At 69.5% G+C, this 21,152-nt stretch carries 17 protein-coding genes and 1 tRNA gene; 11 read left to right on the top strand and 7 right to left on the bottom strand.

The genetic code is table 11. From position 1 onward, the window contains the following. Positions 1-40 precede the first annotated feature (40 nt). The 3 genes from DT073_RS13540 to DT073_RS13530 are packed head-to-tail and all read left to right on the top strand — an operon-like array spanning position 41 to position 3,797. Positions 41-2,254 carry a DNA polymerase III subunit gamma and tau gene (locus DT073_RS13540; protein WP_124293863.1) on the top strand — a complete coding sequence of 738 codons (2,214 nt, stop codon included), beginning with the start codon at positions 41-43 and terminating at the stop codon, positions 2,252-2,254. Next, positions 2,254-2,847 carry a recombination mediator RecR gene (gene recR / locus DT073_RS13535; protein WP_124293862.1) on the top strand — a complete coding sequence of 198 codons (594 nt, stop codon included), beginning with the start codon at positions 2,254-2,256 and terminating at the stop codon, positions 2,845-2,847. The genes DT073_RS13540 and recR overlap by 1 nt, the downstream gene beginning before the upstream one ends. Then, positions 2,844-3,797 (top strand): DMT family transporter, encoded by a 954-nt coding sequence (locus DT073_RS13530; RefSeq protein WP_240638619.1) that lies wholly within the window; start codon positions 2,844-2,846, stop codon positions 3,795-3,797. The genes recR and DT073_RS13530 overlap by 4 nt, the downstream gene beginning before the upstream one ends. Here DT073_RS13530 and DT073_RS13525 read toward each other — a convergent pair whose 3' ends face one another. Next, a complete protein-coding gene (locus DT073_RS13525; RefSeq protein WP_124293861.1) occupies positions 3,798-4,295 on the bottom strand; it encodes a hypothetical protein in 498 nt (165 codons plus the stop codon). A gap of 122 nt (positions 4,296-4,417) precedes the next feature. On the opposite strand from DT073_RS13525, the gene DT073_RS13520 reads away from it, so the two are divergent. Continuing rightward, positions 4,418-5,704: an aspartate kinase gene (locus DT073_RS13520; RefSeq protein ID WP_124293860.1), complete on the top strand. Its 1,287-nt coding sequence runs from the start codon at positions 4,418-4,420 to the stop codon at positions 5,702-5,704. Here the strand turns inward: DT073_RS13520 and DT073_RS13515 are convergent. Beyond that, entirely contained in the window at positions 5,683-6,285 is a 603-nt protein-coding gene (locus tag DT073_RS13515; protein ID WP_124293859.1) for a TetR/AcrR family transcriptional regulator, read from the bottom strand. The genes DT073_RS13520 and DT073_RS13515 overlap by 22 nt on opposite strands. A gap of 70 nt (positions 6,286-6,355) precedes the next feature. On the opposite strand from DT073_RS13515, the gene DT073_RS13510 reads away from it, so the two are divergent. From DT073_RS13510 to DT073_RS13480, 7 genes are all read left to right on the top strand, one after another. After that, positions 6,356-6,937: a dihydrofolate reductase family protein gene (locus DT073_RS13510; RefSeq protein WP_124293858.1), complete on the top strand. Its 582-nt coding sequence runs from the start codon at positions 6,356-6,358 to the stop codon at positions 6,935-6,937. Positions 6,938-7,086: 149 nt separating this feature from the next. Continuing rightward, complete coding sequence (locus tag DT073_RS13505) at positions 7,087-8,163, top strand: aspartate-semialdehyde dehydrogenase (RefSeq protein WP_124293857.1); 1,077 nt, start codon at positions 7,087-7,089, stop codon at positions 8,161-8,163. A gap of 99 nt (positions 8,164-8,262) precedes the next feature. Then, entirely contained in the window at positions 8,263-9,774 is a 1,512-nt protein-coding gene (locus DT073_RS13500) for a malate:quinone oxidoreductase (protein ID WP_124293856.1), read from the top strand. A gap of 25 nt (positions 9,775-9,799) precedes the next feature. Next, positions 9,800-11,788 (top strand): DUF2207 domain-containing protein, encoded by a 1,989-nt coding sequence (locus tag DT073_RS13495; protein ID WP_124293855.1) that lies wholly within the window; start codon positions 9,800-9,802, stop codon positions 11,786-11,788. Positions 11,789-11,817: 29 nt separating this feature from the next. Beyond that, on the top strand, positions 11,818-12,471 hold the full coding sequence (locus DT073_RS13490) for a thymidine kinase (RefSeq protein ID WP_124293854.1): 654 nt from the start codon (positions 11,818-11,820) through the stop codon (positions 12,469-12,471). Between the two features lie 63 nt (positions 12,472-12,534). Then, positions 12,535-13,290, top strand: coding sequence for a FadR/GntR family transcriptional regulator (locus DT073_RS13485; RefSeq protein WP_124293853.1), 756 nt, complete (start codon positions 12,535-12,537; stop codon positions 13,288-13,290). Further along, a complete protein-coding gene (locus DT073_RS13480) occupies positions 13,287-14,558 on the top strand; it encodes an alpha-hydroxy acid oxidase (protein ID WP_124293852.1) in 1,272 nt (423 codons plus the stop codon). Before DT073_RS13485 ends, DT073_RS13480 begins: the two co-directional genes overlap by 4 nt. A gap of 7 nt (positions 14,559-14,565) precedes the next feature. On the opposite strand, the gene DT073_RS13475 is transcribed toward DT073_RS13480, so the two are convergent. From DT073_RS13475 to DT073_RS13455, 5 genes are all read right to left on the bottom strand, one after another. Continuing rightward, complete coding sequence (locus DT073_RS13475; protein WP_124293851.1) at positions 14,566-15,351, bottom strand: HAD-IIB family hydrolase; 786 nt, start codon at positions 15,349-15,351, stop codon at positions 14,566-14,568. A 60-nt stretch (positions 15,352-15,411) separates the two neighbouring features. Further along, positions 15,412-15,485 (bottom strand) — tRNA-Pro (locus DT073_RS13470). A 16-nt stretch (positions 15,486-15,501) separates the two neighbouring features. Further along, positions 15,502-17,331, bottom strand: a complete 1,830-nt coding sequence (locus DT073_RS13465) for a hypothetical protein (protein WP_124293850.1) — start codon at positions 17,329-17,331, stop codon at positions 15,502-15,504. A 131-nt stretch (positions 17,332-17,462) separates the two neighbouring features. Then, positions 17,463-18,395, bottom strand: a complete 933-nt coding sequence (locus tag DT073_RS13460) for a metallophosphoesterase (protein WP_124293849.1) — start codon at positions 18,393-18,395, stop codon at positions 17,463-17,465. Further along, complete coding sequence (locus DT073_RS13455; protein WP_124293848.1) at positions 18,395-21,139, bottom strand: transglycosylase domain-containing protein; 2,745 nt, start codon at positions 21,137-21,139, stop codon at positions 18,395-18,397. Before DT073_RS13455 ends, DT073_RS13460 begins: the two co-directional genes overlap by 1 nt. Positions 21,140-21,152: the final 13 nt, after the last annotated feature.

Raw genomic sequence — 21,152 nt, 5'->3', positions numbered from 1 at the left:
CGGCAGAACGGATGTGGGAGGCACGCCGTAGGCTGTTCGGGTGACCACCGCCCTATACCGCCGCTACCGTCCCGAGGCGTTCGGCGAGATGATCGGGCAGTCGCAGGTCACCGAGCCGCTCATGACCGCGCTGCGCAGCGATCGGGTCGGCCACGCCTACCTGTTCTCGGGTCCTCGCGGCTGCGGGAAGACGACGTCGGCGCGCATCCTCGCCCGCTGCCTGAACTGCGCCGAGGGTCCCACCGACACTCCCTGCGGCACCTGTGAGAGCTGCGTCGAGCTGGGGCGGGGCGGTGGCGGTTCGCTCGATGTGGTCGAGATCGACGCAGCCTCCCACAACGGCGTGGACGATGCGCGAGATCTTCGGGAACGGGCGGTGTTCGCCCCCGCGCGCGACCGCTTCAAGATCTTCATCCTCGACGAGGCGCACATGGTCACCCCGCAGGGCTTCAACGCCCTGCTGAAGCTCGTCGAAGAACCGCCCGAGCACGTGAAGTTCATCTTCGCCACCACCGAGCCCGAAAAGGTCATCGGCACGATCCGGTCGCGGACGCACCATTACCCGTTCCGGCTCGTGCCGCCCGCCGCGATGCTGGAGTACGTCCAGACGCTCTGCGAGAGCGAGGGCGTGACGGTCGAGACGGGCGTGCTCCCGCTCGTCGTGCGTGCCGGCGGCGGGTCGCCTCGCGACACCCTGTCGCTGCTCGACCAGCTGATCGCCGGGTCCGATGGCCCGGTCGTGCGATACGAGCGCGCCGTCGCTCTGCTCGGCTACACCCACGGCGAGCTGCTGAACGAGGTCGTCGACGCCTTCGCCGCAGCCGATGCCGCCGCCGCGTTCGCGGCGGTCGATCGCGTGGTGCAGACCGGGCAGGACCCGCGCCGTTTCGTCGACGACCTGCTCGAGCGGCTGCGGGACCTCATCATCGTCGGCGCCGCCGGACAGGGGGCGGCCGCGGTCCTGCGTGGGACGTCGGAGGAGGACCTGGCGCAGATGATGCGGCAGGCCGATGCCTTCGGCGTCGAGCGGCTCTCACGCACCGCCGACATCGTCATCGGCGCTTTGGACGACATGACCGGAGCGACCTCGCCGCGTCTGCAGCTCGAGCTCATGATCGCCCGCGTGCTGACGCACACCGGCTCGACGGTGGGAAGTGTCGGAGCATCGCCGGCCGCGCATGTCGTGGCCGCGCCGGCGCCCCCTGCGCATGCCGTGGCCGCGCCGGCGACGCCGCCGAGCCCGGCGGCGGTGACCCCGGCGGCGTCCTCCGCCGCGGAGTCCTCGCCGCCCGCCGAGGATGCGACCGACGTGCCCGCGACGGCCGCGCCGACACCGGTGCAACCGGTCGCCACACCGCCGGCCGGGCCCGTGACACTCGATCTCATGCGCAACGCCTGGCCCGAGGTACTGGCGCGGCTCGAGGATCTGAGCCGTTCGTCGTGGCTGGTCGCCTCGACCGCACGCGTCGCCGGCCTGCAGGACGACGTGCTCACGCTGTCGTTCCAGAGTCAGGCCGATCTGGTGAAGTTCAAGCAGCGGACCGCCGGCGCGGGACCCAGCGAAGACCTCCGTACCGCGATCCAGGGTGTCCTGGGCATACGGGTGAAGTACCTCGCCCGCCATGACGCCGGTGCCGGCGACGCGCCCCGCGACGAAGGTCCGCGCGACATCGGTGGGGAAGATGGGCCTCCGCCGCCACCGGATCCCCACGACGACCCCGGCCCCTCCGATCCTCCCGGTCGGGGCGGAGGAGCGCACCAGGCAGCCGCGGCGCGGCCTCCGCGGGGCGCGCCGATGCGCGGAGCGACCGATCGTTCGGTCGCGTCCGCGCCGGGCGGATCGGCGACCGGCGCCGTGGCGTCGGTCACGGAGTGGGCGGTGGCCCCGATCCCCGGCGGCGCAGGCGCCGCCGATGCCCGAGCGATGCCGGCTCTGGCCGTCGACGACGATCCGGAAGACGCCGCGATCGAGGTCGCCCGCGTCCGGGCGGCATCCGCGGGCCCCCGACGCGAGGGTCAGGTGCTCCCCGCCTCCGAAGTCGTGTCTTCGGCCGAGCCCGACGACGATTCAGACGCGGAGGTGGCGCCGACGGCCGTCGACGCGCCGGTGCCGCCGGTCATCGCTCCGCCGATCGTGCCGCCCGCGCGATCCTCCGGGGGCATGCAGAGGTACGGTGAGGCGGTCGTCCGCCAGGTGCTGGGTGCACGATTCGTCCGCGAGGAGCCGCACCAGGCACCGACGAGGTTCGGCTGATGTACGACGGCATCGTTCAGGACCTGATCGACGAGTTCGGCCGTCTTCCGGGCATCGGACCGAAATCGGCGCAGCGAATCGTTTTCCACATCCTGCAGACGCCGAACTTCGACGTCTCCCGCCTGGCGCACCTGCTCGCCGACGTGCGGGAGAAGGTGCGCTTCTGCGAGATCTGCGGCAACGTCTCCGAGCAGGAGCGCTGCGCGATCTGCCGCGACCCGCGTCGCAACGCCACGCTCATCTGCGTGGTCGAGGACGCCAAAGACGTCGCCGCGATCGAACGGACTCGGGAGTTCCGCGGGCTGTACCACGTGCTCGGCGGCGCCATCAGCCCGATCGCGGGAATCGGACCCGACGACCTGCGGATCGCGTCGCTCATGCAGCGCCTCGCCGACGGCACCGTGCAGGAGGTCATCCTCGCCACGAATCCCAACCTCGAGGGCGAGGCGACGGCGACGTACCTCAGCCGATTGCTCCACACACTGCAGATCACCGTCACCCGGTTGGCCTCGGGGCTGCCGGTCGGAGGCGACCTCGAGTACGCCGACGAGGTGACCCTCGGGCGCGCCTTCGAAGGTCGGCGCTCGATGTGACCGCACCCGTCACCGCCCCTCCGGCCGGAGGTCGGTTCAGCACGCGCGGCTGGATCCTCTTCGCGGTCATGTCGGTGCTCTGGGGCATGCCGTATCTCTTCATCAAGGAGGCCGTCGAGACGATCTCCCCGGCGGGTGTGGTCGCGGGCCGAACGCTTGCCGCTGCCCTGCTGCTGCTGCCCTTCGCGCTTCGCGCGAAGGCGATGCGCCCCGCGTTCGCCAAGATCGGGTGGGTGCTGGCGTTCGGAGCGGTCGAGATGGCGGGACCGTTCTTCCTGCTCAGCCACGCCGAGTTGACGCTGTCGTCAGGTCTGACCGGACTCCTCGTGGCCACGGTGCCGCTGTTCGCGGCGGTCATCGCCGTCGTCGGCGGTGACCGTGCCGTCCTCCGCCCCTCCCGGATCCTCGGCCTCGTGATCGGATTCGTCGGCGTGGGCGTGATCGTCGCCGGGCCCGCCATCTCCGAGGGCGACGTCGCCGCCGGCCTCGTCGCCGTCGGCGAAGTGCTGCTGGTGGCCGTGCTCTACGCCACCGCTCCCTTCATCGTCGCCCATAAGCTGCGCGACGTCCCTCCGCTCGGCACCATCACCGTTTCGCTCCTGGTGGTCGGACTGTGCTACCTCCCGGTGGCGCTGATCGTGCAGCCGGCCCCACCGAGCGCGCGGAGCCTCTGGGCGCTCGGCCTCCTCGCCGTGCTGTGCACGGCGCTCGCTTTCATCGCCTTCTTCGCCCTGATCCGCGAGGTCGGCCCCGCCCGTGCGCCGCTGTTCACCTACGTCAACCCCGTCGTCGCCATCCTTCTCGGGGTGATCGTTCTCTCCGAACCCCTCACCGTGGGACTGCTCCTCGGCTTCCCGCTGGTCATCCTCGGCTGCTGGCTCGCCGCCACGGGCGGCACCCTCCGGCTGCGTCGCCCCGCGGTCGATCCGCCACCGGTCGCCCCGGGCTGATCAGCGCAGCACCTCGACCAACGCGATCCACGACACCAGCAGCGCGGAGGCGATCGTCAGGAGCGCGGCAGCGGCGGCGGCATACAGCCCGGCGGGGTGACCGACGACGAGCGCGAACCCGGCCACAGCGTAGGCGGCGATCGGCACGAAGCCGATCACGGCCTTCACCGCCGCCGGTCGCGTGTCGTCACCGGGTGGGGGCGTGCGGACGATGACACGCGCCGCATGTCCCTGGAAGAGGGCGGCGATCAGGGTGAGGACGAGGACGGTCACGCCGTAGGCGACGGCGCCGAGGTCGGGGACCAGGCCGATCGCCGCGATCGAGAGGGCGACCACGAGGGCGACGATGCCGGCCCCCAGACGGGCCGTGACGGTCGTCGCCTGGATGACCTCTCGGATGTTGACGCTCGCGGCGACGATAACCAGGCCCGCGAGAGCCGCGGTGGCACCCACGATCGCCACGTTGAAGTCCGACCACGCAGCCAGGTCCGCCGTCATGGTCGGCAGGCTACATGGAAGTCGGGGAATGCGAACGTCCGTAAGATGGTGCATCGGCGCGCCGTCCCGTCGCGCGCCGTCGCCGGGCGCTGTGGCGCCAGACGTACGCGGGGGTCTTGCACGTGGCGTTGATCGTCCAGAAATACGGTGGCTCGTCGGTCGCCGATGCCGAGAGCATCAAGCGGGTCGCCAAGCGGATCGTCGACACCCGGCGCGCCGGTCACGAAGTCGTCGTCGCCGTCAGTGCGATGGGCGACACCACCGACGAACTCCTCGAGCTCGCGGGCAAGGTCGCGCCGATGCCGGCTCCGCGCGAGCTCGACATGCTTCTGTCCAGCGGCGAGCGGATCTCGATGGCGCTGCTGGCGATGGCCATCCACTCGATGGGCTTCGAGGCGCGATCGTTCACCGGCAGCCAGGCGGGCATGATCACGGATGCGACGCACGGTGCGGCGCGCATCGTCGACGTCACGCCGGTACGCCTTCGAGAGGCGCTCGATGACGGGGCGATCGTGATCGTCGCCGGGTTCCAGGGGTTCAACCGCGACACCCGCGACATCACCACGCTCGGTCGCGGCGGGTCGGACACGACCGCCGTGGCCCTGGCCGCCGCGCTCGAGGCCGACGTGTGCGAGATCTACAGCGACGTCGACGGGATCTTCACCGCTGACCCGCGGGTCGTGCCCAAGGCGCAGAAGCTGGGGAGCATCTCCAGCGAGGAGATGCTCGAGCTCGCGGCCAACGGGGCGAAGGTGCTCTACATCCGCGCGGTGGAGTACGCCCGCCGGCACGGGGTGCTGATCCACGCACGTTCGACGTTCAGCCCGGACGTCGGGACGTGGGTCGTCGGTCCGGGCCAGAGTCTTCCCGACGGGGAAAAGGGAGAGAACATGGAAGAGCCGATCGTCGCCGGAGTCGCCACCGACCTCAGCCAGGCCAAGATCACCGTCATCGGTGTTCCCGATGTACCCGGCAAGGCGGCGGACATCTTCAAGATCGTGGCCAAGTCGGGCGCGAACGTCGACATGATCGTCCAGAACGCCTCCGCAGCGGCGACCGGTCTCACCGACATCTCCTTCACTCTGCCGAAGTCCGACGCGACGGCGGCACTGAAGGCCCTCGCCGGCGAGCAGTCGGAGGTGGGGTTCCAGAGCCTCGTCCACGATGACCAGATCGGCAAGCTCTCGATCGTCGGTGCCGGGATGCGCACGCATTCGGGCGTCGCGGCGACGCTGTTCGAGGCTTTGAGCGTCGCGCGGATCAACATCGAGATGATCTCGACATCCGAGATCCGCACCTCCGTCGTCGTCCGGGGTGACAACCTCGGTGAGGCCGCCCGCGTCGTCCATACCGCCTACGGTCTCGACGGCGAGACCGAGGCTGTCGTCTACGCCGGCACGGGGCGCTGACCCGCGGCCGGGTCATCGCCCAGGATCCCCCGCACGAAGGCGTCGACAGCGGCGTCGGTCGAGATCTCCGGATCGATCGACACCGTCAGCCTGTCCAGGACCAGCCCCTCGAGGGCGTAGTGGAACAGCGCGATCTCGAAGTCGCCCCCGGGGAGGCCCGCACTCCGGTTGAACGCGACGTCGGCGGCGAAGCCCGTGCGCATCCATTCCCCCAGGGGGACGGCGATCTCCGGATTGCGCGCGGCCTCGATGCGGAGGGTGAACAGCGCGAGGGAGACGTCGCGGTCGGCCAGCAGTCGGCGGACGATGTCACGCGCGTAGTCGGCGAACAGAGAGGGCGTCGGGGCGCGATCCTGCCACGGGGCGTACACCGTCGGGTCCGGCGCCAGTCGCTCGCCGATCCGGTGCACCAGCGCCGCGATGAGCGCGGCGCGGTTGCGGAAGTAGTTCGAGGTCGTGCCCACAGGCACGCCGGCCTGAGCGTCGACGGCCCGATGGGTCAGTCCCCGCATCCCCTCTCGCGCGATGACGGACAGTCCCGCGTCTGCGAGCGTCTGCCGCCGTGCATCGTTCCGGGCCACGCCCTCACCCTAGCGTGACCACGACATCTGTCGTATGTTAACCACAACAGATGTTGTGAAAGGTGAAGCCATGACGGACCTCGTCTACTACGTCGCGACCAGTCTCGACGGGCGGATCTGCGCGCCCGACGGGGGGTTCGAGGCCTTTCCGGTGACCGGTGATCACCTGGAGGCGATTCAGGTCGACTGGGCGGACACGCTCCCCTCCGCCTTCTACGAACAGTCCGGATCGACCGCGCCACGCGAGAGGTTCTCCACCGTGCTGATGGGATGGAACACCTTCGCCGCCGGACTGAGCGTGACCGACTCGCCGTACGCGCATCTCGACCAGATCGTCTTCTCGCGCACCCGCACCCAGGCCGACGTGGGTGCGGGGGTGCGCGTGGAGCGGGGGGACCCCCGCCGTGTCGTGGCAGACCTGAAGGCGCGCGGCGGCGGTGACATCTGGCTTTGCGGAGGAGGCGATCTCGCCGGGCAGCTGCTCGACGACATCGACCGTCTGGTGCTGAAGGTCAATCCCGTCGTCTTCGGCGACGGGCGTCCGCTCTTCGCCGCCGGCTATGACCCGACGGCGTTCACCCTGGAGACCAGCCGGACCTTCCGCTCCGGCGTCCTCATCAACGAGTACGCCCGTCCTCGTCCGGGAACGTGAGGCGCATGTCCAGCCTCGCGCTCTCGCATCCGCGTATCGGCTCCATCCAGTTCGCCGTCTCCTTCGGTGCCGCCGCACTCGGCTGATCGAGGCGGGCCAGCGGCGTCACACAGGAAAGGGCCGCAGCCCGAGCGATAGACTCCCTACCCATGGCCCGCATCTCCGACTCCGGTCTGTCCCTCGCCGTCGTCGGTGCCACCGGTCAGGTCGGCACCGTCATGCGCGAGATCCTCCTGGAGCGCTCCTTCCCGATCCGTGAGCTCCGACTCTTCGCCACTTCCCGCTCCGCGGGCACCGCGGTGGACTTCGCCGGGCACACGGTGGTCATCGAGGACATCGCCACCGCCGACCCGCAGGGCATCGACATCGCCCTCTTCTCGGCCGGCGCGACCGGCAGCCGGGCACACGCGCCGCGTTTCGCCGAGGCGGGCGCCGTCGTCATCGACAACTCCAGCGCCTGGCGCATGGACCCCGAGGTGCCCCTCGTCGTCAGCGAGGTCAACCCCCACGCGATCGACGAGGCCGTCAAAGGCATCATCGCCAACCCGAACTGCACGACGATGGCGGCCATGCCCGTGCTGAAGCCGCTCGACGCCGAGGCGGGTCTCGAGCGGTTGATCGTCAGCACCTACCAGGCGGTCAGCGGATCGGGACTGGCGGGCGCGGAGGAGCTGCTCGGCCAGGTCGAGGGTGTGCTGGCACAGGGCGAAACGCTCCGTCTCGTCCATGATGGCTCCGCGGTGGACTTCCCCGAGCCGAAGAAGTACGTCGCACCGATCGCCTTCGACGTGATTCCGCTCGCCGGCAACCTCGTCGATGACGGCGAGAACGAGACCGACGAGGAGAAGAAGCTCCGCAACGAGAGCCGCAAGATCCTCGAGCTTCCCGACCTCCGTGTCGCGGGCACCTGTGTGCGGGTACCGGTCTTCACCGGCCACTCGCTCAGCATCCACGCGGAGTTCGCCCGCGAGCTCTCGCCGTCACGGGCAGCCGAGATCCTCGCCGATGCTCCCGGGGTCAGTCTCGAAGAGGTGCCGACGCCGTTGCAGGCGGCGGGGAAGGACGCAAGCTTCGTCGGCCGGATCCGCGCCGACCAGTCGGCCCCCGAGGGGCGAGGACTCGTCCTGTTCATCAGCAACGACAATCTCCGCAAGGGCGCCGCTCTCAACGCGGTGCAGATCGCCGAGCTCGTGGCATCCCGACGGTTCGCAGGAGCCGGCGCCTGACCCACCGGTCTTTCGACGACGAGAAAGTTCCGCCATCCTTTCGGGCGCTCGGACCCGTGCTCTGATCGGGAGGTTTTCCGCGGCGCGTAGAATCGTTCCGTGACTGATTCCTCCGATTCCGAGACCCCACCGGCGGCACCAGACGAGGTCATCGACGTCGTCTTGATCGGCGGGGGCATCATGTCGGCCACCCTCGGAACTCTGCTCAAGGAAATCCAGCCCGACTGGAAGATCGTCGTCTACGAACGACTGAGCGACGTGGCCCTGGAGAGCTCCAACGCGTGGAACAACGCCGGGACCGGTCACGCAGCGTTGTGCGAGCTGAACTACATGCCCGAGGGCCCGGACGGATCGCTCGACCCCGCCAAGGCGATCGCGATCAACGAGCAGTTCCAGCAGAGCCGCCAGCTGTGGTCATCCCTGGTCGACCGGGGTGTGCTCGACGAGCCGTCCACTTTCATCAACGCCACCCCGCACATGACCTTCGTCACGGGTGAGAAGGACGTCGCCTACCTCCGGAAACGCTACGAGGTCCTCAGGCAGCAGCCGCTCTTCGCCGGCATCGAGTACAGCGAGGACTCGCGGGTCATCAACCAGTGGGCCCCGCTGCTGATGAAGAAGCGCAGGAAGGGCGAACCGTTCGCCGCGACGCGGGTCCCCAGTGGGACCGATGTCGACTTCGGTGCGCTCACCCGCCAGCTGTTCGACGACCTCGTCGAGAAGGGCGCGGAGGTCGTCACCAATCGCGAGGTGAAGAAGATCCGGCGAGCCAAGGACGGCACGTGGCGGGTGCAGTGGCGCAACACCATCGGCCACACCCCCGGAGAGACCCGCGCGCGGTTCGTGTTCGTCGGCGCGGGCGGATGGGCCCTGAAGCTCCTGCAATCCAGCCGCATCCCCGAGATCAGCGGATACGGAGTCTTCCCGATCGGGGGGCAGTGGCTGAAGACCAGCAATCCCGCCCTCGTTGCGCAGCACCGCGCCAAGGTCTACTCCCAGGCCTCGGTCGGGGCGCCGCCGATGTCGGTGCCGCACCTCGACACCCGCGTCGTCGACGGCGAGGCCTCGCTGCTGTTCGGCCCGTTCGCCACCTTCAGCCCGAAGTTCTTGAAGCACGGCAAGATCACCGACATCGTCGCGCAGGTCAGACCGGGGAACATCCTGCCGATGCTGAAGGTCGCCGTCGACAACCCCGGGCTCATCAAGTACCTCGTCGGCGAGCTGCTGAAGAACCACGCGCGCAAGGTCGACAGTCTCCGTGACTTCATGCCGACCGCGCGTGACGAGGATTGGGAGCTGCTGCAGGCCGGTCAACGTGCGCAGGTCATGAAGAAGGATCCGAAGAAGGGCGGCGTGCTGCAGTTCGGCACCGAGGTGGTCACCTCGGCGGACGGCACGATCGCCGGGCTTCTCGGAGCCTCGCCCGGGGCGTCGACGGCGGTGTCGATCATGCTCGGGCTGCTGAAGACGTGCTTCCCCGACCGGATCGCTGAGTGGGAGCCGCGGTTGCAGCAGCTGATCCCGAGCTACGGCCACACGCTGAACCCGCGGCCCGAGGTCGCCGAAGAGGTGCTGTCCGAGACGGCAGAGGCGCTCGCGCTCACCGCGTGATCTCGGCGATCGCTACGCTGGCGCGGTGGGGATCGCGAAGAGCGTGGTGGTCGCGGGGCTGCTGCTGGCATCCGCCGGCGGCATCTCGGCGGCGGGATCGAGTGCGGCGGAATCGAATGCAGCGGAGGCCGTTGCGGCTGACGTCGACGATTTCTCCTACGACTCCTTCACGGGGGAGTACTGGCTCGGGCGGGAGCCGAGCGGACGCAGTGCGCTGTTCACGACCGAGACGATCGTCGCTCGGTTCCCCGAGTACGACCAGAACCGCGGCATCGTTCGTGCCATCCCGAAGGCGGACTCGGGCGTGGATCATGACACGTCCGTCGTCAGCGTCACGGGTGAGGGCGGGGAGCCGATCCCGTGGTGGACGGAGGAGGATGACGAGTTCGTCTACGTTCTGACCGGAGACGACTCCTACGTGCGCGGCGCGCAGACCTACGTCATCTCCTACACGATGACCGACGTGGTCGTGCGTTACGACGACACCGACGCCGACGAGTTCACGTGGGATACCGTCGGCACCGATCACGCGCAGCCCTTCGATGCCGTCGAAGCCGTCGTGCATGTGCTCGGCGACCCGGCCGACGACCTGCTGCCGGGGCGTGCGTACTGCTACACCGGTCCCGCGGGCTCGACGGATGTCTGCGAGATCCGGGAGGCGGCCCCGCCGGCGGCGCTGGACGGGGCGGTCGCGGTCTGGGCTGCCGGTCTCGGTGCCGGCGCCGCGCCGCCGGTCGACGCCTCGTTCATCGCGGATGACACCGGGCTCGGTCCCGACGAGAACCTCACCGTCTCGCTCGGCTTCGCCACCGGCACGTTCGCCGCTGTCTCTCCGCCACCCGCGCCGCCCTACCCGTGGTGGGAGTGGATACTGCCCGGGTTGGGGCTTCTGTGCGGTATCGGTGGCCTTCTCTTCCTGGTGGTGCTGCGAGGGGTGCTGCGGCGGAATCCCGACCGGTCGCCGGTGGTCGTTCACTACACCCCCGCCGAGGACGAGTCGCCCACGCTGTCGGCGGGGGTGTGGGGTGTTCCCGAACGCGCTCTGGCCGCGCACATCGTCGATCTGGCTGTCCGCGACAAGGTCGAGATCATCGGCTCGGGTGACAGGGCCGAAGCTGACGACTTCTCCGTCGTCCTGCGGGATGACACCGGGCTCGCCCATGACGATCGCCGCGTCGTGACGGCGTTGTACGGCAAGGATGCCGCTCCCGGCGACCGGGTCGATCTCGGGGCCTTTACGCGCAACCCGCCCAGTCGCGCCGTGGCTTATGTGCGCCAGATCGATCGGGCCACCATCGATCGCGGGTACCGGACCGCCACGCCCGGCTGGATCGGACGCGTCCGGAGCCTCCTTCAGTTCGCCGGCCTGACCACCGGCATCCTCCTGGCCTTCTTCCTCGACGAGGTTCCGTCGGTGATCCAGGACGTGGGCGAGATCGGCGGGTGGATCTACGGGCTTGCGATCGCCAGCGCGTTCGCGGCGTTCATCGTCCTGCCCTTCTTCTCCGTGCCGGGTTCGACCCTGACCCTCGCCGGGGGACGCCACCGTACCTACCTCGAGGGCATCCGCCGCTACCTCTCGCTCGTGGAGGAGGATCGCCTCCGGGCGGCCCAGGCGCCGGCGACGGCGGATCTGGTCTCCTCCGGCCGTCGCCCGTTCGCCGAAGCGCCGGGAGCGCCCGGAGCCGACGTGGTCAACCTCTATGAGCGACTGCTGCCCTACGCGGTGCTGTTCGGGATGCAGCAGGACTGGATCGACGTGATCCGCACCGCCGCGCACGCGCCCACGGACGCGGCGGGTGCACGTGCGGCCCTCTTCGACGCGGTCACCACCGACTCCCTGTCGCGGGCGTCCTCCTCGATCGGTCGCCTCGCGGCCACGCCGGTCTCGCGGAGCGGATCGTTCTCGTCGTCCCGTTCGTCGTCTTCGAGCAGCTGGTCGTCATCGGGCAGCTCCGGCGGCGGGGGGTTCTCGGGAGGCGGGGGAGGCGGCGGCGGATTCGGCGGCCGGTGATCGGATCCGCCGGGGCCTAGACTCTCGGGGTGGCAAAGCTGTATTTCCGCTACGGCGCGATGAACTCCGGGAAGTCGACCGCTCTGCTGCAGGCCGCCTACAACTACGAAGAGCGCGGACAGCATGTGCTGCTCGCCAAGCCCGCGATCGACACCAAGGACGCCGCCAAGGTCTCCAGCCGCCTGGGGGTCACCCGCGACGTCGACTTCCTCGTCGGGCCCGACGACGACATCCGCCTGCTGTTCGGCGAGCACCGTGAGCGCGTCCGGCGAACGGCAGAGGATGCGCTCGTTCCCGAGACGGGGGAGACGAGCCCCGACGTGGCCTGTCTCCTCATCGACGAGGCCCAGTTCCTCACGCGCGAGCAGGTCGATGATCTGCTCCGCATCGTCGTTCTCGACCGTGTGCCGGTTCTCGCCTACGGCATCCGTACCGATTTCCGCACCGATGCGTTCCCCGGGTCCGCACGGCTGATGGAGCTCGCCCACAGTCTCGAGGAGCTGAAGACGATCTGCCGGTGCGGGAGCAAGGCGCTCTTCAACGCCCGGCTGGTCAGCGGCCGGTTCGTCTTCGACGGCGACCAGGTCGCGATCGACGAGCTCTCGGCCGACCGCGTGACCTACGAGTCGATGTGCGCGGAGTGCTACCTGCGTGAGTCGGGCGGTCGTCTCGACGGGCGGTAGTTCTGTGCGGTTGCATGTGGTCTGACCACAGAGTAGGGTGGCCACCTGCCCATCGGAGACCGCATGCCCTCACCCGACGATCCCCCGCCGCCCGCCCCGCGAGCGTGGCAGGTCGTCCTCGAGCACATCGAGCGCGACCTCCTCGACGACACCCTCGCCCCCGGTGATCGCCTTCCGCCCGAGCGCGACCTCGCGTCACGCCTCGGGGTCGGACGCTCGAGCGTGCGTGAAGCGCTCCGTGTTCTCGAGGTGATGGGGCTCATCCGCACCGGGACCGGCTCGGGGCCGAGTTCGGGGGCGGTGATCATCGCCACCCCGCGCGGTGGAATGTCGGCGCTTCTCCGGCTGCAGGTGGCGGCACACGGGTTCCCCCTCGACGACGTCGTGCGTACCCGGGTGGCGCTGGAGAGCGCCGTCGTCGAAGATCTCGCCTCGCAGGGGGCGCCCGACACGGCCCCGGTCCGCCGCATCCTCGATGCCATGGACGCCGCAGAGCGTACCCGTGACGAATTCCTGACGCTCGACGCGCAGTTCCACCTCGGCCTCGCCGAAGCATCCGGAAATCTCGTCATCACCGCGACGATGGCGGGCCTGCGTAGTGCGATCGAGTCGTATGTGCGGATCGGTGCCGCACGAGTGCCGGACTGGGCGGCGATGTCGACGCGGCTCCAGCATGAGCACCGCGCCATCGTGGCGGCCGTCGAGGCGGGTGATCCCGGACGCGCCCGTGACCTCGTGCGCGCCCACATCATCGGGTACTACGCCGACGCCCATCTGGCTCGCGAGACAGCCACGCCCTCCGAGGGGACGAAGACATGACCGAGCCCACCATCCGGCGACAGCTGCCCGTGCCGGGAGACCTCCGCGAGCTCATGCGGTTCAAGCGTCCCGAGCTGAACGGCACCCGGCGACGCCTCACCTCGGCCCTCACCATCGCCGACCTCCGGGCGATCGCCCAGCGCCGCACGCCGAAGGCGGCGTTCGACTACACCGACGGGGCGGCTGAGGGCGAGCTGTCGCTGGCGCGGGCTCGGCGCGCCTTCGAGGACGTGGAGTTCCACCCGTCGATCCTCCGACCCGCCGAGCACGTCGACACCTCCCTCACCGTCCTCGGTGGCGCGAGCGCCTTGCCGTTCGGCATCGCCCCCACGGGATTCACCCGGCTGATGCACACCGCGGGCGAGCGGGCCGGCGCCTCGGCGGCGGGCGCCGCGGGAATCCCCTTCGCGCTCTCGACCCTCGGGACGACCTCCATCGAGGACGTGAGAGCTGCGAACCCGCACGGTCGCAACTGGTTCCAGCTGTACGTCATGCGCGACCGGGAGATCTCCTACGAGCTTGTTCGACGGGCTGCGGCGGCGGGTTTCGACACGCTGCTGTTCACCGTCGACACCCCGGTTGCGGGGGCGCGCCTCCGGGACAAGCGGAACGGCTTCTCGATTCCGCCGCAGCTGACGATACGGACGATCCTCGACGCCCTCCCGCGGCCGTGGTGGTGGTTCGATTTCCTGACCACACCGAAGCTGGAGTTCGCGTCACTGAGTTCGACCGGCGGCACGGTCGGAGAACTGCTGGATGCCGCGATGGACCCGACCATCAGCTACGACGACCTCGGTGTCATCCGCGATCTCTGGCCGGGGAAGATCGTCGTCAAGGGGGTGCAGACGGTCGAGGACGCCGTGCGCCTCATCGATGCCGGGGTCGACGGCATCGTGCTCTCCAACCACGGCGGGCGTCAGCTCGATCGCGCACCGGTGCCCTTCCACCTGCTTCCGCGTGTGGTGCGGGAGGTCGGCCAGGATGCCACGGTGATGGTCGACACCGGGATCATGCACGGTGCCGACATCGTCGCGTCGATCGCGCTCGGCGCGTCCTTCACCCTCGTCGGGCGGGCGTACCTCTACGGCCTGATGGCGGGCGGGCGTGCCGGCGTCGATCGCGCGATCGCGATCCTCCGGGAGGAGATCGAGCGCACGATGCGCCTGCTGGGAGTGTCCAGCCTCGCGGAGCTCGAACCCGCGCACGTGACGCAGCTCACCCGCCTGGTGCCGGTGGGTGACGCCGCGCGCGCTGAGCGTGCGCGCTGAGCGAGATTCAGGCGCGAGGGGAGAGGGTCGGCAGCAGCGCATCGAGGAAGGTCGCGGTGTCCTCCCATCCCTCGACGGCCTGGCAGCGCACGCCCATCGCCAGGACGGGGTAGTCGTTGCCGTGCGGGTCGAGGCGGTCTCCGACGAAGAGCATGTCATCGAGCGCGATGCCCGTCTGATCGGAGAGCTGACGCATGCCGTAGGCCTTGTCGATTCCGCGGTGCGTGATGTCGACCGACGTCGAGCCGCCTGATCGGACCTCGAGGTCGGGGATGCGAACGGCGACGGCGTCGCGGAGGGCGTTCTTCTTTTCGCCGGTCGGGTCCCACGCCGTCTTGGCGTCCAGCGGCGCCTGCTGGCCCAGAGCCGAGAAGGTGATCTGCGACCCTCGGTCTTCGAGGATCTCACCCCACGGCTCGCTCTCCCACAGGCCCAACCGTCGGGCCTCCTCCTCGACGGCGGCGATGGCGCGAGACTTCTGGTCGTCGGTGAGGCTGTGCGCGTACACGGTGCGTATGCCGTCGGCGTCGATCCGGTAGTACTGGGTGCCGCACGTGGGCAGCAGGTGGACGTGATCGAGGATGTCGGGCGCGGCCGCCGGCAGAAGATCGACGACCTGCGTGCGGAACTGCGACAGCTGACCGCCCGAGATGATGGCGACCTCGACGCGCTCGGCCAGCGCGATCAGCTGATCGCCGATGCGGGGATCGATGGCGCTCTTGGAGGGCGCGAGGGTGTCGTCCAGATCGAAGGCGACGAGCTTCGGGGCGGGCTGGGGCGAGGTGTCGTTCACGGCGCTCCTGTTCGGTGTCGTGCGAGAGGCCTCACCGATATCGGTGAGGCCTCTCTGCGGTCGGGGTGACAGGATTTGAACCTGCGGCCTCTTCGTCCCGAACGAAGCGCGCTACCAAGCTGCGCCACACCCCGTGGCAACCCCCCAAGCCTACCCGATGCCCGCGCCGTGTTCGAACCGACGGCGGCGCGACGTCCCGAGCGCGATGCCGGTGGCCACCACCGTCAGCCCGACGACGAGAGGGGCAGCCACCGTGGCGATGCTCGCCCCGGTCGCCGCGAGGGACGGGGTCGGGGCGGGAGGCGCTTCCGTGACGATCGTCGTCTCGGCGGCGACGCCGCACGCTCCGTGATGCACCTCCTCGCCGGCGGCATCCACCGCACGCTCCCGCCAGTAGTACGTTCCCGGTTCCGTCATCGCAGGGGACGTCACGATGTACTCGCCCGCCTCGGTCACCGCGATCGGCTCGCTCTCCCAGACGAGGGCCTCCGGGGTGCAGGCGTCGGCGGCCGGCACGCCGTCGGCGGAGCGGTAGACGGCGGAGGACACGGACAGACCACCGGTGGGGATCACGCCGCCGACGATGATCGTGTCCGACACCGGATCGCCGACGGCGACGTGCTCCTCCGCCTTCGACGAGACGTCGGGGACGACGCTGATCTGGCTTCGCACGCCGAACGACTCCGTCCACGAGAACTCCGCCGGCAGATGCGCGGCGACGTCGGGGTGCTGGGTGTCGCGGGTGATCGTCCACACTGCGGTGTAGAAGCCGGGGCCGGGCAGCTCCCAGTCGGAGGTGACGCGATAGGGGACGTCTCCGCCCTGGTCACCGGTCACGAGCGCCAGCGAGCCCACCGGTTCGGCGTCGGCGGGGACCGATGCCTGCGGTTCGGTGGGTTCCCACGACGTGCGGTAGACCTCAGCGCCGGCGGTGATCGGCAGGGGTGATCCGTCAGTCGACCGAGGCCAGTCGCCGTCGGAGAGAGTGATGTTCACGTCATCGACGAACGCCCCACCGGGGACGTAGCGCGCAGCGACCTGCGTCGTGATCGCGGGGGAGAAGAGGGGGACGCGCGGCGCGGTGTCGGCGCCGGACACCTCGAAGGTCGCGGGGCCCCCAGGGCCTGCGGTGTCCTGGCCGCCCGCGGTGGTGACGTGGCGGACCGCCGGGGCGACTCCGCCCGCGAAGCGGCCGGTCCCGCTCACCGTGTACGCGCGGCCGGGCGCCGGTGGTGCTGTCGTGATCGCATACTCGGTTCCCGGCGTCACCCCCTCGAGGGTCGGCGCACCGGACTCGCTGAACACCGCGTCGACGAGCGTCACCGTTCCGACCGCGTCGGCAGCGCTCGTCTCGACTCTGACCGTGCCGCGGCGATGATCGACCGGGTCGACGGTGAAGACCAGCGTCCCCGTGGGGGCGTTGGTTCCACGCCGCATCGCCTCGTCGTAGAACGCCACCGCACGCTGCTGGACCGCCGCGTTGTGCTCGGGCGCAAGACGGGAGAAGACCCGGTCGATGACGCCGGCGAGCGAGTCGCCCTCATAGCCGAACTGGCGGAGCGTGTCATTCCAGTTCGCGATCGCCTTGACGGCCCAGCCGACCGCGGCCGCCTGCACCGGGTCATCCGTCTGTCCGTGAGTGGACACGAGGTGATTGATGCGGGTCAGCTGCTCGCCGGAGAGCCCCGCTGCGCCGCCGCTGATGCCGTGGTCGATGCTCGGGCCGGTCGGCAACGGCAGGCCTGGGACGATGCAGTACGTGTGGACGCCGTTCACGAGCATGGAGCCGTGCCATCCGTGCGCCGATATCGGCGCCCAGGTGCCGAAACCCGTCCCGCGCTCGGCGGCCGAGGCCGAAGCAGCGGCGAAGACCGATCCCGCGATCACGACGACGCTCAGCGCGACGCTCGCGGCCAGGAGTCGAAGGAGTCCTCGGATCGAGGAGGGGAACGCGGCGGGGCGAAGGGTGGTGAAGGGCATCGTGCGGACTCCCGGCTAGACGATCGGACGGATCGATCGTCGCCGCCGGGCCCATCGCGCAGGTCGTCAGGAGACGCTTCGGTGGAGAAGTCCGCGCACCCCGCCGTTGTGCAGGAGAGGACGTCGAGGACTCAGCGGCAGGGGAGGACCGTGATGAGCGTCGCCTCCGGGCGGCACGCGAAGCGTACCGGGGCATAGATGGAGTGGCCGAGACCCGCGCTGACATTCAGCGGTACGGTGCGGCCGGCGTGCGACCAGGTGCTGAGCCCCCGCGCCTGATCGAGCGGGATGTCGCAGTTCGCCACGAGTGCGCCGACGCCGGGAAGGCGCACCTGTCCGCCGTGCGTGTGCCCGGCGAGAACCGCGTCCGCCCCGAGATCGACGAAGGCGTCCAGAACGCGGCGGTAGGGCGCGTGGGTCACACCGATCGTGAGCGCTGCATCCTCGCCCTCTCGCATCCGCTGGATCGGTTCGGGAAGCGACCCCAGGCGATCCCACCCGCGGTGGGCGTCGTTGACACCGAACGCGTGGATACGGGCTCCGGCGGCGTCGAGAGCGGCGACGTTGTTGTTCAGATCGTGCCAGCCGAGCTCATCGGTGAGATATCGATCGAGCAGGTCGGTGTCGAGCAGCTCGGGCTCGGTCTTGATCTTCGACGGGCCCAGGAAGTACTTGAACGGATTGCGCGGACTGGGTGCCACGTGATCGTTTGAGCCGTGGACATACACCCCGGGGATGCCGCGGAACGGCCCGAATGCGGCGCGGATGCCGTCGAGCCCCAGGGGGTGGCCGAGGTTGTCGCCGGTGTTGATGATCAGGTCGGGTTCGAGCGCCGCGAGGCCGGCGATCCAGCGCTGCTTCCGCCGCTGCCACGGCGCCATGTGCGCGTCGGAGACGTGGAGGATGCGCAACGGCCGGGCGCCCGCGGGAAGGAGCTGCAGCTGGTGCTCACGCACCGTGAAGAGGTAACGCTCGACACCGACACCCCAGACGGCCGCGGCGGTGCCGGCCGCCCCCACCACGCCGAGCGTGGTGAGGGCGGCCCTCGTCAGAGGGTGCGGCACTACTCGTCGTCGTCTTCGTCGTTGCCGGGCGCGCCCTGGCCGGGGCACGCTGCGGCGGCGAAGTTGATCGTCACCGTGGCGCCGCGGGTGGTCGCGGTTCCTGCCGCAGGGTCGGTTCCGGTGACACGACCGCCACCGGATCCGGGATCGGGAGTACACGACCCCAGTTGGGCGGAGAACCCGGCCGCGTTGAGGGCTCCCGCGGCGACGGCGGGATTCTGCCCGCTGACGTCGGGGACGGTGGCGGCCTGACCGTTACTGGGGTTGATCGTCACGACGCTGCCGGCCGGTGCCTGACCCGAGGGGTTCTGCTGCACGATGATGTTCGTCGGCTGGTCGGAGTTCACCGCCTCGCCCACGCTGACCTCCCAGCCGGCGCCTTCCAGGGTCGCCCGGGCCTGGTCGATCGTCTGTCCGACCACGTTCGGAACGTCACGGACCACCTGACGGATCAGGTTCTCGGCGGGCGGCGGGAAGTCGTCTCCGCCGTACGCGGCATTGGCGGTCGCCTGGATGCGCTGGGCGATCGGGTACCGGATGTCCATGACACGTCGGTCATAGGCATAGGCGCGCGCGATGTCGACGGTGCCGCGGACGTTGCCGGCCATCACGGCGGTCGTGACGTTCGTCGACGACTCGATCATCCACGAGTGACGCTGTTCGTTGGTGCCGGTCTTTCCGAGCATCGGGGTGCCGTCGAACGGGTTCGCCTGGGCACCGGTTCCACCGCGAGCCATCACGCCCTGGAGAGCGAACGCGGCCGTCGACGCCACCTCGGGGGTGAGGACGGGCGAGCAGTTGCGCACCGGGACGAGCTCCGGGCGGTCGACGCCGTTGTTGTCCACCACGCGGTCGATGACCTTCGGCTGGCAGAGGGTGCCGCCATTGGCGACGGTGGCGTAGGCGCCCGCCATCGCGATCGGTGAGACGTCGTTGACGCCGATGATCTGCGAGGGCACGGTGACGTTGATCGGCTCGCCGTTCCCGCTGGTCACACCCATCTTGGCCACCACGTTGGTGATGTCGCAGAGGTCGAGCTCCGCAGCCATGCCGATGAAGCCGGTGTTGAGCGACTGCGCGGTGAACTGCAGGGGGGTGCCGTTGTAGCCGCGCTGGTTACCGAAGTTGCGGATCCGGTCGCTGCCGGGGTTGACCCAGTCGCCCGCGCAGGAGGTCATCCGGGGGATGTTGCGATCGGTGCCGTTGACGACCTCGCGGAGGGACTTGCCCTGCTCGAGCCAGTCGATGAGGGTGAACAGCTTGAAGGTCGAACCGGCGCCGAAGCCGCCCGAGCCGCCGTAGGTGGAGTCGCCGGCGAACACGATGGACGATTCGTTGGGATCCTCGGTTGCACCCGGCACGTAGCGGGTGTTCTGCGCGATCGCGAGGACGCGGCCGGTCTTGGCCTCGATGCTCGTGGCGGTCGCCCCGAACTCCATGCCCTCGATCGACGTCGGCGCGTAGTCGGCCATGGCCTGCTCGGCGGCGCCCTGCACACGGGGGTCGATCGTGGTGTAGATCTTCAGGCCGTCCTGGCGGAGCGCCCGGTCCCGAGCCTCGCGTGTCTCCCCGAAAGCGGGATCATTCTGGATCGTGGACACGACGTACTGGCAGAAGTAGGCAGCGGCACCGGTGGACTGGCACCCCGTCACCGGCTGCGTGATCGTCGGGGTGATCGGCTCCACCGCCGCCTGGATGTACTGGTCGCGGTTGATCTTGCCGTCATCCAGCATGCGACTGAGCACGTACAGCTGCCGGCCCTTGGTGGCGCTGTAGCCGTCCGCCGCGGCGAGCAGCTGCTCGTCGTTGATGACGCCCTCATCACGGAGGGTGTAGAGCGCCTGGATCGTGCCGGGCTCGACGTCCTCGATCGAGCCATCGGGCGCCTTGTTGTACCCCACACCTTCGGAGTTGACGATCGAACCGTTCGGTCGGTCGATCCGGTAGGTGTTCGGGTTCTGGACGATGCCGGCGAGGGTTGCGGCCTGAGAGACGCTCAGCTGCGACGCGGGAACGTTGAAGTAGTACTTGGACGACGCATCGATGCCGTAGTTCGTGCCGCCGAAGTTGGCGATGTTGAGGTATCCGAGCAGGATGTCGTTCTTCGAATACCGCTGTTCGAGGGCGATCGCGTACCGCATCTCCTGGAGCTTGCGCTCGTAGCCCTCGGCGCCGGTGGCGTTCGTCGCCTCTTCCCAGCAGTTGCGGAGGACCTCGTCGCGGGTCTTCAGGACGTTGCCGTCAGCGTCGACCTCGGCTTCCGCATCCCGCTCGCAGCGCTGGATGAGCACGTTCTTGACGTACTGCTGGCTGATCGACGACCCACCCTGGGTCTGACCGCCCTGCGCGTTGCTCAGCAGCGCGCGGGTCGTGCCGATGAGGTCGACACCACCGTGCTGGTAGTAGCGCGGGTCCTCCGACGACAGCACGGCGTCGTAGACGACCGGCGCCACCTGATCGAAGGTCACCGGCGACCGGTTCTGGTCGTAGAACTTCGTCCACTCGACCTCTTGCCCGTTGTCGGGGTTCACGTACATGAGGGTCGTCGGCAGCATCAGCTCGTCGATCTCGAGGTAGCTCGGCATGTTGTCGAACATCGAGATGGCGCTCGAGGCCGCGGCCCCCGAGACCGCGATCGCGGGGGTGACGGCGGCGGTCACGAGCACACCGGCGACGGCGCTCAGTCCGACGACCCCGAGGAGGCCGCCGAGCACACCGCTACCCGTCCGTTTCGTCTCAGGCATAGGGTTGATCGTA

The sequence above is a fragment of the Microbacterium sp. ABRD28 genome (assembly GCF_003850245.1).
Taxonomy (GTDB): domain Bacteria; phylum Actinomycetota; class Actinomycetes; order Actinomycetales; family Microbacteriaceae; genus Microbacterium.
Note: the sequence above shows the minus strand (reverse complement) of the source record. Positions and strands in the feature narration are given on the sequence as shown.